Raw genomic sequence first — 14,701 nt, forward strand, 5'->3', positions numbered from 1 at the left:
CACGATCTCCCGCGACACGATCTTCTGCAGCTCGGTGACCATCGAGCACGCCACGGCGATCGCATCGACACCCTCATACGGCCTTGCCGCATGCGCGGCGGAGCCGGTGACGCGGACATCGAACGTATCGCAGCCAGAGTGTAAGGACCGGGACGGACAGCGACCTTGCCGGACTGTGTGTACGGATCGACGTGAACGCGGCGTCGATATCGCCGAGCAGCCCCTCTTCCACCACCCGTCTTCCGCCCGACGGCTCGTCTTCCTCGGCCGGCTGGAAGACGGCGCTGACGGTGCCGCCAAACTTTCCCTCGACTGGCGGAGCTGCGCGGCCACGGCGTGTCGTCCACAATACCGAAATATTTTTGAATTCCATTTGACTGAATAAATCTTCGGTGCGAAGCTCTCGTCACTTCAGGAGCGCAAGGCATGGCATTGCGGGGGACCAATCAGGAGTTCGGGCGGCCCTACAACCGGCGCATCGTTCTGGAGTCCATCCGCCTCAATGGGCCGATCGCCCGCGGCGATATCGCCAGGGGCGTCGGCCTCACCGTGCAGACCGTGTCGACCATCGTGCGCGAACTGGAGGAACAGGGCTACATCCTGTCGCTGCGCGAAGAGCCGAAAGGCCGCGGACTGCCGCCGGCGACGCTCAGGATCAATCCCGAAGGCGGCTTTGCCGTCGGTATCCACCTCACCCCGCTCGGCATCGACGCGGCGCTGATCAACCTCAGCGGCGATGTCATCGAGAGCATGCACAGCGAGGCGCCGAACGTCACGCCCGATCACGCTTTCGACCAGATCGGCGCCATGGTCCGCGACCTGGCGGGACGGCGCGCCGGCGGACGCGTGCTTGGCGTCGGCATGGCGCTGCCCGGCCCGTTCGGCGTCGAATCGATGAGCTTCATCGGCCCGACGACCATGACCGGCTGGAAGGATGTGGCGCTGCGCGAGCGGCTGACGGCAGCCACGGGTTTGCCGGCCTTCTTCGAGACCGACATGGCGGCCGCGGCCATGGGCGAGCGGCTCTACGGCCTCGGCACCGGATATTCCGACTACTACTACCTCTATTTCGGCGTCGGCCTCGGCGGCGCCATGGTGCATGATGGCAGCGTGCTGCGCGGCGCCTGGGGCAATGCCGGCGAGATCGGCCACATCCCGGTCGTGTTCGGCGGCGAGCCTTGCCCCTGCGGCAACCGGGGTTGTCTCGAACGCTATCTCTCGCTCGATGCGCGCGGACGCTGGCGCGGCAGCGACGACGACTGGGTAATCGAGATCGGTCCGGTTTTCCGCAACGCCATCACCATCATCGAGAACCTGTTCGACCCCGAGACGGTGGTCCTCGGCGGGCTGGCGCCGCCGGCGCTGCTCGAACGGTTGGCGGGAGCGGCGGAGCTGCCCAATTCGGTCTCGGCCCGCAAGGACCGCGCCACGCCGCGCATCGTCGTGGCGCGCGGCGGCCAGCATGCGGTGCTGCGCGGCGCGGCCGCACTTGCCGTTTCCGGGGTGCTGTCGCCGCGCTTCGGCCAGATCTTCACCGCCAAGCGGCAGCGCGGCGGCGACCTCCTGAAAGGCGGAGACATCGCGGCATGAGCGAACCCCTGCTGGTCCTCGACAACGTCACCAAGAACTACGGCGCGATCCAGGCGCTGAAAGGCATCAGCTTTTCGATCGGGCGCGGCGAGGTGGTGGCGCTTCTGGGTGACAACGGCGCCGGCAAGTCGACGCTGGTCAAGATCATCGCCGGCGGGCTGGAGCCGACCTCCGGCCGCATGCTGTTCGAAGGCAAGGACTTCCTTGCCAAATCTCCGGCCGAGGCCAAGGCGGCGGGCATCGAGACGGTGTACCAGGACCTGTCGCTCTGCACCAATGTCGACGTGGTGGCGAATTTCTTCATGGGCCGCGAGATCACCCGCAAGGTGCTCGGCGTCCCCGTCCTCGACGAGCGCGCCATGGAGGCCGTGGTCGCCAAGGCGCTCGCCAATGCCGGCACCCGCATCCCGTCGCTGCGCACCAATGTCGAGCACCTTTCGGGTGGGCAGCGGCAAGCGATCGAACTCAACCGCTTCGTGCACTGGGGCGGCAAGCTGGTGCTGCTCGACGAGCCGTTCGCGGCGCTCGGCGTCGAGCAGACACGACGCGGTCTCGACATGATCCGCCAGGTGGCGAACCAGGGCATCGGCGTCGTCATCATCACTCATATCATGCAGCAGGCCTTCCAGGTCGCCGACCGGATCGTGGTGATCCGGCAAGGCGTCGTGGCGGGCGATGTCGCACGCAACAAGACAAGTCCCGACGCGGTGATCAACATGATCACCGGAGAGACGCTGGCCGGTGCCGGACCGGCGAGCTGAGGGACAAATGAGGGGTCCGGCGCAAGAGGAGCGAACGACATGAAGAGAATACTTCTTTCCGTCTTCGGTTTCCTGGCACTGGCCATTGCCACGCTCACGCCGGCATTCGCCCAGTCCAAGGGCACCGTCTATTATCTGGTGCCGACATTGCTCGATGAGTTCCAGACCGGTTCGGTGACCGCGCTGGAACTGTTCCTCAAGCAGGTCGGCTACGACTTCAAATCGCTGAACGCCGACAACAAGACCGACGCCCAGCAATCGCAGATGAATGACGTCATCGCGCTGAAGCCCGCCGCGATCGTCCTTGCGGCGGTTGACTTCAACGCGCTGAAGCCGTCCGTCGAAGCGGCCCGCGCCGCCGGCATTCCGGTGGTCGAATTCGACCGCCAGATCACCTCCACGCCGTCCGACTTCACCTCGGTCGCCGGCACGGTCGAGATCGGCTACGTCGCCGCCGACCAGGCCGAGAAGCTCCTGAAAGCGAAGAACGGCGCGGTGAAGGGCAAGATCCTGCAGGTGCTCGGCGATCCCGGCGATCCCTACACGCTCGACATCCAGAAGGGGTTCGAGGAGAAGATGAAGGCGTTCCCGGACGTCAAGATCATCTCGCTTCCGGCCATGCAGTGGGAAGCCAGCAACGCCGGCACCATCGTCGCCGACCAGATGCTCGCCAATCCCGATATCGACCTGATCTTCAGCCATGCCGCGCATCTCTCGGTCGCCGGCGTCGCCTCGCTCGAGGCTGCCGGCAAGAAGCCCGGCGACGTCATGATGATGAGCTCGAACGGCGCACCGGTCGGTCTTGACCTGATCCGCAAGGGCTGGCTCAACGTCGAAGTCGAACAGCCGCTCTACGCCCAGGCCGCGGCTATCGCCGTGTTCATGGACAAGATCGTCAAGAAGGAAGAGATCAAGCCCGGCGAATATGAGGTGCTTGGCCTGAAGTCGACGGTGACCAAGGAAGCCTGGGGCCCGAACATCAAGATCCCTGGCGCCGCCATCACCAAGGAGAACGTCGACAATCCGGCCTTCTGGGGCAACCAGAAGCCGCCGACCGAAACCGTAAAACCGGTCGAGTAACCACCAGGACCGCTCCGGGCTACCCGGCCCGGAGCGCCCCCTCAAAAGCGCCGCGCGCGTCGAAACGCGCGAAGCCGCAACACTGTCAAACACGCGCGCCAACCGGATCAGCTCATGAACCCCCGCACCCGCCATGCTCTCGAGCTCATTCTCGACAATCTCGTCTGGTTCATGCTGGTCTTCGTGCTGGTGGTGTTTTCCCTGCTCATTCCGAACTACTTCCAGCTCGGCATCTTCGCCAACATCATCGAGGCCTCCAGCGTGCTGGGCGTGATGTCGATCGGCCTGGCGCTGGTCATCATCGCCGGCCACATGGACCTATCGGTCGAATCGGTCGCCGCGCTCAGCGCCATGGCGGTCGGCATCTTGTTCTGCTCGTCGGGCATCGGCCTCGGCGTGCAACTGCACCCGCAATGGCTGATGGTCCCGGTTTCGCTGCTGCTCGCCGTCCTCGTCGGCGGCATCATCGGCGTCTTCAACGGCTTCCTGATCGTCAGGCTGAAGATGAGCGCCTTCATCATCACGCTGGCCTCCTACATCTGGGTGCGCGGCCTGGTGCTCGTCGTTTCCGGTGGCCGCTCGGCACAGGACCTGGCGCCGGCGATCCGCTGGTTCGGCATCCAGCGCCTGATCGGCCTGCCGCTCACCGCCTGGATCGCCATCGCCTGTTTCGTCGTCTTCTCGCTGATCATGGCCAAGACGCCGTTCGGCCGGCACCTGGTGATGATCGGCGGCAACGAGACGGCCACCTTCCGCGCCGGCATCCGCGTCAACCGCAATTTGATCATCGCCTTCGTGCTTGCCGGCGCCATCGCCGGTCTCGCCGGCTGGCTGCTGGCCATCCGCACCTCCGGCGCCACCGCCAATCTCGGCGTCGGGCTTTTGTTCAACGCCTTCGCCGCCGTCGTCATCGGCGGCGTCAGCCTGAAGGGCGGCGTCGGCACCCTGCCCGGCGTCTATGCCGGCGTGCTCTTGCTCTCGGCCATCAACACGGCGATCAACCTGATGGGCCTGCCGGCCAATTTCACCCAGGTGATCCACGGCCTGCTGGTGCTGGCGGCGGTGCTGCTCGACGCCTTCAAGCAGACCATCCGGCAGAGGCTGGCATGACCGGCCGGCTGCAGGACAGGGTCGCGCTGATCGTCGGCAGCGCGCGCGGCATCGGCAAGGGCATCGCGCAGCGTTTCGCCGAAGAGGGCGCGAAGCTCGTGCTGGCCGATACCGAGGCCGAGGCCGGACAAGCCACCGCAAGCGAGTTCGGCGCCGCCTTCATCCGCACCGATATCTCGCAAATGGCCGAGGCCGAGGCCGCCGTGGCGCTGGCGCTCGAGCAGCATGGCCGACTCGACATCCTGGTCCAGAATGCCGGGATTTATCCCTGGCAGCTGATCGAGAACACCAGCCCGGAGGACTGGGATAGAGTGATGGCGGTCAACCTGCGCGGCTCCTTTAATGCCACACGGGCTGCGCTCGTGCCGATGAAGGCGCAGCGGCATGGCCGTATGCTGTTCACCTCGTCGATCACCGGGCCGCATGTCACTAGCCCCGGCCACGGCCATTATTCGGCGACCAAGGCCGGAATCAACGGGCTGATCCGTGCCGCCGCGCTCGAATTCGCCGGCTACGGCATCACCGTCAACGGCGTCGAGCCCGGCAACATCCTCACCGAGGCGATCGAGCTGCATCGCGGTGCTGCCTATATCCAGAACATGCAGGACTCCATACCGCTCGGACGGCTGGGCAGCCCGCGCGACGTCGCCAACGCCTTCCTGTTCCTCGCCTCTGACGACGCCAGCTACATCACCGGCACGACCATCGTCGTCGACGGCGGACAGCTGCTGCCCGAAGGCAAGGATTTTCGCCTGCTGCCGCCGTGATCGTTGGCGGGCGTGGCCGAACGGCGAGATTCGCGTCAGGTGACTGCTTGAAGATGGCTGGGATGGTGGGCGATGACGGGCTCGAACCGCCGACATCTTCGGTGTAAACGAAGCGCTCTACCAACTGAGCTAATCGCCCGCTCCGGGCCGGACCTTTAAGCAGTTAGGGCAGGCTTCGCAAGGCCAAATGAACAGGCGCCGCGTTGGCCGCGTGGCGGTTTTCCAGCGGAAAGAGGCGGTTGTCAAAAAACCTTCTCCAGTTTGCTGATAAGGTGCTTTGCCGCGCTTGACACCCGGTGGCGAACCCCTTATCCAGCGGCCCAACGACGAACACGGCTGACACGTGCTCGTCAGTGCGCGGGTGTAGCTCAGTCGGTTAGAGTGCCGGCCTGTCACGCCGGAGGTCGCGGGTTCGAGCCCCGTCACTCGCGCCATTTCTTTCAAGGGCTTAGGCCCGGCCCCTCCGAAAAAAGTTTGACCTTTCCGGCGGCGGAGGGTTGCAGCTTTTCAATATGATCCCGTCCGGGAGCCCTGCGCCGGCTACGCTGCAAGCCTGATCGCCCGCGCTTCACGCCGGGGGCGTGTAATTTGTCGATACCCGGGCCAGTTCAGTGCCTTCCGATGGCCGCTTGTAGATCAGGCGCACGACCAGACCGACATATCCAATCTGAAGAATGACCATCGCAAGAATGGCCCAACCGAGCGCTGTCCAGACAGAGCCGGTTTCGATTCCAACCCAGATAGCCGTGACGAACGACGTCGCGAGCATGCCCACTAGAAACTGAGGAAAATACATGGCTGGAGCACCCAAGGTTTGGCGATTCAGGCGGCCTTCTCAGTTGTCAAAGAGCCCGCCGCTCCATTGGCGGAGCGGCGGGGCCCCCAAATTTGCCCCCCGGCTGTCGGGGTACGATCGACCCCGAGCATTGCTGACATTGCAATCGCGATGCCAGAAATGATGACCCATTACGGGACACCCAAGCCAAAGGCGCAAGACGTGATCACCGATAAACATTATCTGTGGCTAATATGTCACCAGAGGCCAAGGCGGAGAGGCCTTTTGGGCAGGCTTGCCGGTATGCCGGTCCAACGACAGCAATAAGCAGATCTCCGAAACCGCCTTGAGAACGTTCGGCCCCAGATGGTATTCGGGCATCCTGGCGACCGGGAATGTCAGGATGGAGGACGCCACCCGATCGGCCGCCTTGATGCCTAGTGGCCCGACGACAATCCGGACAGGTGGGGGCTGCACGCGACTCGGTCGGGAATTAACCCCGCGCCAGCAGCGCCTCGACTTCCTGCAATGTCGGCATCGACGGAGCCGTGCCAGGACGGGTCACCGAAATGCCGGCGACGGCGCAGGCGAATCTCACCGCCTGCAGCGGCTCGACGCCTTTCGCCAGTGCCGCCGCGAGACCGCCGTTGAAGGCGTCGCCGGCGCCCGTTGTTTCCACAACCGGACCTGCACTGACGGCGCCGACGTGGTCGGAGCCGCTCTTCGTGTGCAGCAGCGCGCCCTTCTCGCCGAGCGTGATGATGACAGAACCGACACCCCTCGCCAGAAAACTGTCGGCGGCGCGGCGGGCATCGTCGATGGACGACACCTTGATGCCGGTCAGTTCCTCGGCCTCGGTCTCGTTGGGGGTGACGTAGTCGCAAAGCGCATAGATGCGGTCAGGCAGCCTCGCCGCCGGGGCCGGATTGAGGATGGTCGTCACCCCTGCCTCGCGCGCGATCTCCAGCGCCTTCAGCGCTGCCTCGATCGGCTGTTCGAGCTGGGTGATGAAGACGCCGGCCGAACGGATCAGGCCGGCATGGGCCTCGATGTCGGCGGGCGAGATGAGCATCGCCGCGCCAGGGCTGACGATGATGGCATTGTTGCCGCTGGTCTCCTCGACGAAGATGTAGGCGGCACCCGTATAGCTCTCCGGCGTATCAATCACCGCCGCCTTCACGCCAGCCGCCTGCCAGGTGTGCTTGGCCATGTCGGCAAAGGCGTCGACGCCGAGCCGGGTCAGGAAGGTGGTGTCGGCGCCCAGTTTGCCGGCCGCGACCGCCTGGTTCGAGCCCTTGCCGCCCGGCCCCAGCTTGAAAGAGTTGCCGAGGATGGTCTCACCCATGCGCGGCTGGCGATCGGCGCGATAGGCGGTGTCGGCAACAAAGACGCCGAGGATGACGACAGGCTTCCCGGGCATCGCCCTACTCCGCATCCGGCGGAATGACGCCCTTGCGGAAGGCGAAACAGCCATAGAAGCGGCGCTCGCCGGTCTGGATGACGCAATAGGCCTTCTTGGCGCGCTCGTAGAAGGCGTAGCGCTCGATCGAGATCATCGGCCAGGCCTTGCCCTCGGCCTTGTCGATCTCCTTCTGCACCTCCTTCTGCACCGGCGGGATCTCGTCAGGATTGCCGACGATCTCCATGCGGGCGGCGGCGTCGTCGACGAAGCTGTCCAGCGGATAGAGCGACAGCACCGCCTTCACCACCTCCGCCGCCGGCGCGTCGATGCGCAGCAGATAGCCGAGCTCCGTCTGGCGGGCGACCGAATCGGCCGGGAAATTGGTGTCGCAGATGATCAGGTCGTCGCCGTGGCCCATCGCCCGCAGTGCCTGGAGCACGTCGGCGTTGAGCAGCGGATTGATCCCTTTGAGCATGGCAGTCCTCGCGAAAAATCTGTTGGGAAATCAGAGCCGGTTTCCGGTCTCTGCGTCGAAGAGGTGGAGCTGGTCGAGCCGTGGCCTGAGATGCAGCGTGTCACCCGGCTTGAAGTCGTGGCGCTCACGAAACAGCGCCACCATCTCGCTTTCGCCGAAGCGCACAAAGACCAAGGTTTCGGAACCGGTCGGCTCGACCACGGAAATCCTGGCAGCGACGCCGTCGGGGTGGATTTCGAGATGCTCGGGCCGCACGCCATAGACGACGTTTTGGCTATCCTTGGCCGCGCTGCCGGGGGCAAGCGGAAACGCGGTGCCGGATATGTCGACAACGGACTTGTCGCCCTTCCGCACGACGCCCTTCAGAAGGTTCATGGCGGGCGAGCCGATGAAGCCGGCGACGAAGAGATTGGCCGGCCGGTCGAACAGCTGCAGCGGCGCGCCGACCTGCTCGATGCGGCCGTCACGCATCACCACGATCTTGTCGGCCATGGTCATGGCCTCGATCTGGTCGTGCGTGACGTAAATGGTGGTGGTCTTCAGCCGCTGGTGCAGTTCCTTGATCTCGGTGCGCATCTGGACGCGCAGCTTGGCATCGAGGTTGGAGAGCGGCTCGTCGAACAGGAAGACCTGCGGGTTGCGCACGATGGCGCGGCCCATGGCGACGCGCTGGCGCTGGCCGCCCGAGAGCTGACGCGGATAGCGCTTGAGATAGGGCGCGAGATCGAGGATGTCGGCGGCGCGCTTGACCCGCTCGGCGACGATCGCCGGATCGGTCTTGCGCAGCTTCAGCGCGAAAGCCATGTTCTGCTCCACCGTCTTGTGCGGGTAGAGCGCGTAGTTCTGGAACACCATGGCGATGTCGCGCTTCGCCGGCGGCAGATTGTTGACGACGCGCTCGCCGATCGCGATCGTGCCGCCGGAAACGGTCTCCAGCCCGGCCACCATCCTCAACAGCGTGGACTTGCCGCAGCCGGAAGGACCGACCAGCACGACGAACTGGCCGTCGGCGATATCGACGCTGACATCGTGCAGGACCTTGACTGGTCCGAACGCCTTGGCCACATTGGTGATCGCGACTTGAGCCATCATCTCCCCTATCGTTTTCGGTGAAGCTAGCCATTGCCAACGGCAAGGGCAAGTCAGTATATTATAGATAAAAAGCCATTCCTGTTGACAAGGTAATCGATTACGCGAATAGTGGCGAGCGCAAAATCCGATGATCGGTGCTTTGCCGGAAATCGGATCTCCAAGCGACGCAGGGTGGGGTCCCACGTCCCCGTATGGTATAGGAGAAACGCAGACGTTTCGGCGTCCGGTAGGTTGGCACGTCAAATTCACGGCTTTTGTTCTGGGAGGAATGTAGATGAGAGTCGGTCTTTACGAAAAACTGGTCCGCGCGGGTGCCACCCGGCGTGACATTCTCAAGGGCGCGGCCAGCATGGCCGCGATTGCCGCGGCTTCAGGCGCCGGCCTCGGCGCACTGACCCGGCCGGCCGCCGCGGCCGACGATCTGCGCGCGCAGATCCTGCAGATTCCAGGTGTCGGCAAGGGTCAGCCGACGGACGCCGATTTCCAGAAGGTGGGCGAGCTCTGCCTCGAAGCGACCAAGGCCAATGTCAAGGAAGGCGAGTTCGCCGGCGTCGAGCTCACCTTCATGGGCCTCAACAACCAGAACCTGCACAACGTTCTGTTCCGCGGCTTCCTGAAGCCGTGGGAGGCCTATACGGGCGCCAAGATCAGCTGGATCGACCTGGCGCAGGCCGACTACAACGCCCGCCTGCAGCAGTCGATCGCCACCGGCACCGTCGACTTCGACATCATCGAGATGGGCGCGCCCTTCGAAGGCGATGTATGCGGCAAGGGCCTGACCTCCGAAATGCCGGACTGGGTCAAGAAGCAGATCGACTTCGACGACCTGGTCAACTACCTGAAGCCGCCGGTCGGCACCTGGAACGGCAAGCAGTACCGCGTCACCATCGACGGCGACGCGCACAACTTCAACTACCGCACCGACGTGTTCGCCGATGCCGATCTCGCCAAGGCCTGGAAAGAGAGCGGGGCGACGACCGAATGGGGCGTGCCGAAGACCTGGCAGGAAGTGCAAGCCGTCACCAAGTTCCTCAAGGGCAAGCAGTTCAAGGGCCAGGATGTGTATGGCTATCTCGACGCGCCCAAGCCCTGGGGCGGCTTCGGCTTCTACTTCCTCGGCAGCCGCGCCAGCGCCTATGCCAAGCATCCCGACGACAAGGCCTGGCTATTCGATGCCGACACGATGAAGCCGCGCATCAACAATCCGGCCTGGGTGCGGGCGATCCAGGACGTCATCGACGCCCTGCCCTCGGAGCCGCCAGACCAGATCAACGCCGATCCGAACACCACCGGCTTCCAGCAGTTCCTGGCCGGCACCGGGTCGATGATCCCGTGGTGGGGCGACATCGGCTCCAACGTCAAGACCAACGACTCGTCGGTCATCGGCGACGTCACCGGCTTCTCGATCCTGCCCGGCTCGGACGACGTCTACAATTCGAAGACCGGCCAATGGGACAAGCTCGCCAGCGGCCCGAACTACTCGCCCAACTGCGCCTATCTCGGCTGGGGCGTCTATGTCATGGCCCGCGTCGACAGTGATGCGAAGAAGCAGAAGGCGGCATGGTCGGCGGCGGCACATCTCGGCGGCAAGGACCTGTCGCTCTGGTGCGCGGCCTATCCGTCGGGCTTCCAGCCCTACCGCAACAGCCATTTCAACATTCCAGAATGGGTGGCGGCCGGCTACGACGAGGCGTTCATCAGCTCCTACCTCAAGTCCGAGGGTGACAGCTACAATCATCCGAACGCGGCGATCGAGCCGCGTATCCCCGGCATCTTCCAGTACTACAGCGCCGCCGAGGACATCCTGGCCAACACCTTCGCCGGCAAGATGAAGGCGCAGGAAGGCGCCGATGCCATCGCCGCCGCCTGGGAGAAGCTGACCGACCAGATCGGCCGCGAAAACCAGATCAAGCTCTACAAAGCCTCGCTCGGCGTGTAGCCTGATCGTATGATGAACCGGGGTCCGGCGACGCAAAGCCGCCGGACCCTGTTTTGACCGGACGGGCCGGTCGTAAGCTTTTGTATCGACGGACGGGACGCGTGGCTGACCAGACCTTGCCAACCAATGCATGGCCGGCAAACGGCGTTCCAGCCGATCTGATCGCACCCGGCCGCAAGCGGCTCGGTTTCGCCCTGATGGCCGCGGCGACGCTCGGCCTGCTCGCCGTCATCGCGCTGCAGATCCTCTACAAGACGGAAGTCACCACGCTCGGCTTCGATACCTGGCGGCCGATCGTCTATGCCTATGTGCTGTGGGGCGTGGCGCTGGGCATTGGGCAGGTGCTGACGCGCGGCGAGGACGGCCAGCGCGCGCTGTTCCTGCTTCCCGCATTGCTGTTCACCATTGCCATGGTGGTCTTCCCGACCCTGTTCGGCTTCTACATCGCGCTGACCGACTGGAACCTCAGTTCCTTCTCCGGCCGCAAGTTCAACGGGCTCGACAATTTCTGGCAGATGCTGGCCGACCCCTACTACCGCAACGCGCTGTTCAACATGGTACTGTATGTGCTCGCGGTGTTCGTCGAATATGTCATCGCCTTCGGCCTGGCGCTGCTCCTCAACGCGCAGATCCGCGCCCGCAAATTCTTCCGCGTCGTCTTCCTGATGCCGCTGATGTTGTCGCCGGTCGCGGTGTCGTGGATGATCGGCAAGTCGCTGATGGAGTATCGCTTCGGCCCGGCGGCGACGCTGGCGCGATACCTCGGCTGGGACAATCCCGCCTTCTTCTCCAACCCGATCACCGCCCGCATCTCGATCATGGTGCTGGATGCCTGGACCTTCATCCCGTTCATGATGATCATGCTGCTTGCCGGCCTGCAGGCGATGTCGCGCGAGGTGCTTGAGGCGGCGCGCGTCGACGGCGCCACCGCCTGGCAGACCTTCTGGCAGGTCACTTTCCCACTGATGCTGCCGGTGTCGGTGACAGCGGTGATCCTGCGCATCATCTTCAAGCTGAAGCTGGCCGACATCATCATCACGGTGACGTCGGGCGGGCCCGGCGGCGCCACGGATTCGGTGTCGAGCTTCATCTACCGCGAGTACCGCGACCGCTCGAATGTCGGCTACGGCACGATGCTGGCCATGGCCTATCTCGTCATCATCATCGTGTTCGTGACCTGGCTGCTGAAATTCGCCAGCCGCTTCGTGCGCAACGTCAACTGAGCGGCCGGCAACATGAGCGTCCAGACCACCGACTATTCCGTCTCCGAAATCAGCTCGCCGGCGAGCTTCCTGACCAGCCGCGTCTTCATCTATGGCGCGCTGGTGTTCTGGTCCTTCATCTGCCTTTTCCCGATCTACTGGACGATCACGACGTCATTCAAATCGGCGGTCGACGTCACCCAGGGCCATCTGATCCCGTTCGTCGACTTCCAGCCTGACTGGAAGGGCTGGCGCTCGCTCGGCCTGTCGCCGGACTCGATCACGCAGACCTCGACCGTGCGCGACGAGTTCTTCAAGCGCTTCATGAATTCGGTCATCGCCTCGGTCGGCGCATCCGGCCTCGCCATCATCATCGGCAGCCTCGCCGCCTACGGCCTGACCCGCTACCGCTACCACTTCGCCTGGTTCAAGAACGAGGACATCTCCTTCTTCTTCCTGTCGCAGCTGATCCTGCCGCCGGTGGTGCTGGCGCTGCCCTTCCTGGTGCTCTACCGCGAGGTCGGCCTGCTCGATACGCGCGTCGGGCTGATCCTGCTCTACACGCTGATGGTGCTGCCGATCGTCATCTGGATCATGCGCGACCAGTTCAATTCGATCCCGGTCGAGCTCGAGGAGGCAGCGCTCGTCGACGGCCTGTCGATCTGGGGCGCCTTCTTCCGCATCGTCATGCCGATCGCGCTTCCCGGCATGGTCGCCGCCTTCATCCTGGCGATGGTGCTGTGCTGGAACGAGTATTTCTTCGCCGCGCTTTTGACCTCGACCGACGCCAAGACCATTCCCGTCATGGTGGCGAGCCAGACCGGGTCGCAAGGCATCAACTGGTGGTCGATGGCCGCACTCGCCACCGCCGCCATCACGCCGCTTGCCGTCATCGGCATCCTTCTGGAACGCTACCTGATCATGGGCATGACGGCCGGCGCGGTGAAGTAGCCGCCTCCCCTTCTCCCCTTGTGGGAGAAGGTGGATCGGCGTGTCAGCGCCGAGACGGATGAGGGGTGTTCCAGCGGAGTGAGACGTCGGCATTCCCTGGAGCACCCCTCATCCGTCGCCTTCGGCGACACCTTCTCCCACAAGGGGAGAAGGGGAGCTAGGCCCGCAGGATCGACCTTAAATGCTCGAGGATCATGGCGACGCCCTTCCTGCCCAGCTCGGCCGAAGCTTCCGGCGCGCTCGCCGTGTACCAGCTTGTATTGTCGGCGAGGCGGCCGGCGTCGACCGCTTCGGGGCACAGCGCCAGCATCAGCGAGGTTTCGCCGATGCCGGCATGGTCGAACGGGTACCGGCCGTTCATGGCGGCCGACATCAGCGGATGCACCTGGACCCAATTGAAGAAGTTCTCGCCCTTGGCATGGCCTGCATAGTAGTCCGCCATCGCCTCTGAACCCCACCAGCCCTCGCCGCGCTCTTTTTCCAGAAAGCGGAAGATCGCTTGCCGGCCGGCGGCCTTGAAAGCGAGATCGGTCGGCATGCCGGCGGCGAAATTCTCGGTCTGGTGGTGGATGATGGCGTGGATGTTGCGAAAGCCGATGCGCAGCAGGCTGAAGAACAGCTCCTCGGCGAACGGCGCCAGCTGATTGCCGCCGACCTGCACCGAGCCGCTGCCTTCCGGCGGCGCCACCGCATAGCTCGCGGCGCCGTAGTAGAAGGGCGGCAGGATGACGATGTCGGCCTCCTTCTCGAACAGCTCGAGCGTCTTGACGACGGCCAGCGTGTCCATGCCGACGGCCATGTGCTCGCCATGGTACTCGAGCACGCCGAGCGGCAGAGCGACCGGCCAGTTCTCCGTGATCGCCTTGCGGATCTGGTGCGGCAGCATCAATTCGTAACGCATCGCCCTACTCCATATTGGTGTGGCGGGCGCGCATGGCCTCCGGCGAGGCACCGGTCAGCGCCTTGAGCTTCAGCACCATCACCTCGAAGAGCAGGAACAGCGCGCCCTCGAACAGCGACCCCATCGGCAAGACGGAGGTCTTTGCCGTGCCCTGGTCGCTGGCCATGGTCTGCGCCGGAATGAGCAAGGTGAAATCGGCGCGCTTCGTGGCGCTGCCCTCGGCCTCGGCGGTGAGCAGCAGCACCTTTGCGCCTGCGGCCCGGGCAACCTGCATCAGGGTCAGCACCGTGGTGGTCTCGCCCGGTCCGGAGCTGACCAGGAAGACACCGCCCTTGCCGAGCGGCGGTGTGGTCATGTCGCCGACCACCGATACCGACAGGCCGAGATGGTAGAGCCGCATGGCGAAGCCCTTGATCTGCAGCGCCTCGCGGCCGCAGCCATAGACGGCGATCTTGCCGGCGCCGGCGAGCAGGTCGCAGGCGGCGTCGATGCGCGCCTCGTCCACCTTCGCCAACACGTCGCCGAGCTCGTTCAGCGCGATCGCGAACAGATCCGTGCCGGCGCCAGTCATGCGCTTTCCACCTTTGTGCGCGCCTCGAAACGCAGTGGCGATCCTTGCTTCACGCTTTCCCCGAACAGCTTGTTTTTGTTCATGC

14 protein-coding genes, 2 tRNA genes and 1 pseudogene are annotated in these 14,701 nt (G+C 64.4%); 9 read left to right on the forward strand and 8 right to left on the reverse strand.

What is annotated here, in order from left to right:
• Nucleotides 1-42 precede the first annotated feature (42 nt).
• Nucleotides 43-333: pseudogene (locus tag EJ073_RS32865) on the reverse strand (hypothetical protein); the annotation flags it as partial.
• 93 nt (nt 334-426) lie between these two features.
• On the opposite strand from EJ073_RS32865, the gene EJ073_RS05830 reads away from it, so the two are divergent.
• The 5 genes from EJ073_RS05830 (at nt 427) to EJ073_RS05850 (ending at nt 5,308) form a co-directional block, all read left to right on the forward strand.
• Complete coding sequence (locus EJ073_RS05830; protein WP_126054879.1) at nt 427-1,590, forward strand: ROK family transcriptional regulator; 1,164 nt, start codon at nt 427-429, stop codon at nt 1,588-1,590.
• Entirely contained in the window at nt 1,587-2,351 is a 765-nt protein-coding gene (locus EJ073_RS05835) for an ATP-binding cassette domain-containing protein (protein WP_126054880.1), read from the forward strand. Before EJ073_RS05830 ends, EJ073_RS05835 begins: the two co-directional genes overlap by 4 nt.
• A gap of 39 nt (nt 2,352-2,390) precedes the next feature.
• On the forward strand, nt 2,391-3,431 hold the full coding sequence (locus EJ073_RS05840) for a sugar ABC transporter substrate-binding protein (RefSeq protein WP_126054881.1): 1,041 nt from the start codon (nt 2,391-2,393) through the stop codon (nt 3,429-3,431).
• Nucleotides 3,432-3,545: 114 nt separating this feature from the next.
• Nucleotides 3,546-4,541 carry an ABC transporter permease gene (locus EJ073_RS05845; protein ID WP_126054882.1) on the forward strand — a complete coding sequence of 332 codons (996 nt, stop codon included), beginning with the start codon at nt 3,546-3,548 and terminating at the stop codon, nt 4,539-4,541.
• Nucleotides 4,538-5,308, forward strand: coding sequence for an SDR family oxidoreductase (locus tag EJ073_RS05850; protein ID WP_126054883.1), 771 nt, complete (start codon nt 4,538-4,540; stop codon nt 5,306-5,308). The genes EJ073_RS05845 and EJ073_RS05850 overlap by 4 nt, the downstream gene beginning before the upstream one ends.
• Before the next feature lie 63 nt (nt 5,309-5,371).
• On the opposite strand, the gene EJ073_RS05855 is transcribed toward EJ073_RS05850, so the two are convergent.
• Nucleotides 5,372-5,447: transfer RNA gene (locus tag EJ073_RS05855), tRNA-Val, on the reverse strand.
• 218 nt (nt 5,448-5,665) lie between these two features.
• Between EJ073_RS05855 and EJ073_RS05860 the strand changes: the two genes are divergently transcribed.
• Nucleotides 5,666-5,742: transfer RNA gene (locus EJ073_RS05860), tRNA-Asp, on the forward strand.
• 134 nt (nt 5,743-5,876) lie between these two features.
• On the opposite strand, the gene EJ073_RS05865 is transcribed toward EJ073_RS05860, so the two are convergent.
• The 4 genes from EJ073_RS05865 to ugpC all read right to left on the reverse strand — a co-directional run bounded on the left by EJ073_RS05865 (nt 5,877) and on the right by ugpC (nt 9,049).
• Nucleotides 5,877-6,104, reverse strand: a complete 228-nt coding sequence (locus tag EJ073_RS05865) for a hypothetical protein (protein WP_126054884.1) — start codon at nt 6,102-6,104, stop codon at nt 5,877-5,879.
• 472 nt (nt 6,105-6,576) lie between these two features.
• Nucleotides 6,577-7,503: a ribokinase gene (rbsK, locus tag EJ073_RS05870; protein WP_126054885.1), complete on the reverse strand. Its 927-nt coding sequence runs from the start codon at nt 7,501-7,503 to the stop codon at nt 6,577-6,579.
• A 4-nt stretch (nt 7,504-7,507) separates the two neighbouring features.
• A complete protein-coding gene (locus tag EJ073_RS05875; RefSeq protein ID WP_126054886.1) occupies nt 7,508-7,960 on the reverse strand; it encodes an RbsD/FucU family protein in 453 nt (150 codons plus the stop codon).
• A gap of 30 nt (nt 7,961-7,990) precedes the next feature.
• Nucleotides 7,991-9,049, reverse strand: a complete 1,059-nt coding sequence (gene ugpC / locus EJ073_RS05880; protein ID WP_126059086.1) for a sn-glycerol-3-phosphate ABC transporter ATP-binding protein UgpC — start codon at nt 9,047-9,049, stop codon at nt 7,991-7,993.
• Between the two features lie 277 nt (nt 9,050-9,326).
• Between ugpC and EJ073_RS05885 the strand changes: the two genes are divergently transcribed.
• The 3 genes from EJ073_RS05885 to EJ073_RS05895 all read left to right on the forward strand — a co-directional run bounded on the left by EJ073_RS05885 (nt 9,327) and on the right by EJ073_RS05895 (nt 13,144).
• Nucleotides 9,327-10,991 (forward strand): sugar ABC transporter substrate-binding protein, encoded by a 1,665-nt coding sequence (locus EJ073_RS05885; protein WP_126054887.1) that lies wholly within the window; start codon nt 9,327-9,329, stop codon nt 10,989-10,991.
• Nucleotides 10,992-11,092: 101 nt separating this feature from the next.
• The gene (locus EJ073_RS05890; RefSeq protein ID WP_126054888.1) at nt 11,093-12,214 is read left to right on the forward strand and encodes a sugar ABC transporter permease; all 1,122 of its coding nucleotides are present in this window, start codon (nt 11,093-11,095) and stop codon (nt 12,212-12,214) included.
• 12 nt (nt 12,215-12,226) lie between these two features.
• Nucleotides 12,227-13,144: a carbohydrate ABC transporter permease gene (locus EJ073_RS05895; protein WP_126054889.1), complete on the forward strand. Its 918-nt coding sequence runs from the start codon at nt 12,227-12,229 to the stop codon at nt 13,142-13,144.
• 157 nt (nt 13,145-13,301) lie between these two features.
• On the opposite strand, the gene EJ073_RS05900 is transcribed toward EJ073_RS05895, so the two are convergent.
• Together EJ073_RS05900 and EJ073_RS05905 are read right to left on the reverse strand one after the other, a co-directional pair.
• A complete protein-coding gene (locus tag EJ073_RS05900; protein ID WP_126054890.1) occupies nt 13,302-14,045 on the reverse strand; it encodes a creatininase family protein in 744 nt (247 codons plus the stop codon).
• A gap of 4 nt (nt 14,046-14,049) precedes the next feature.
• On the reverse strand, nt 14,050-14,616 hold the full coding sequence (locus tag EJ073_RS05905; RefSeq protein ID WP_126054891.1) for an SIS domain-containing protein: 567 nt from the start codon (nt 14,614-14,616) through the stop codon (nt 14,050-14,052).
• Nucleotides 14,617-14,701: the final 85 nt, after the last annotated feature.

This window comes from Mesorhizobium sp. M4B.F.Ca.ET.058.02.1.1 (assembly GCF_003952505.1).
Lineage (GTDB): Bacteria > Pseudomonadota > Alphaproteobacteria > Rhizobiales > Rhizobiaceae > Mesorhizobium.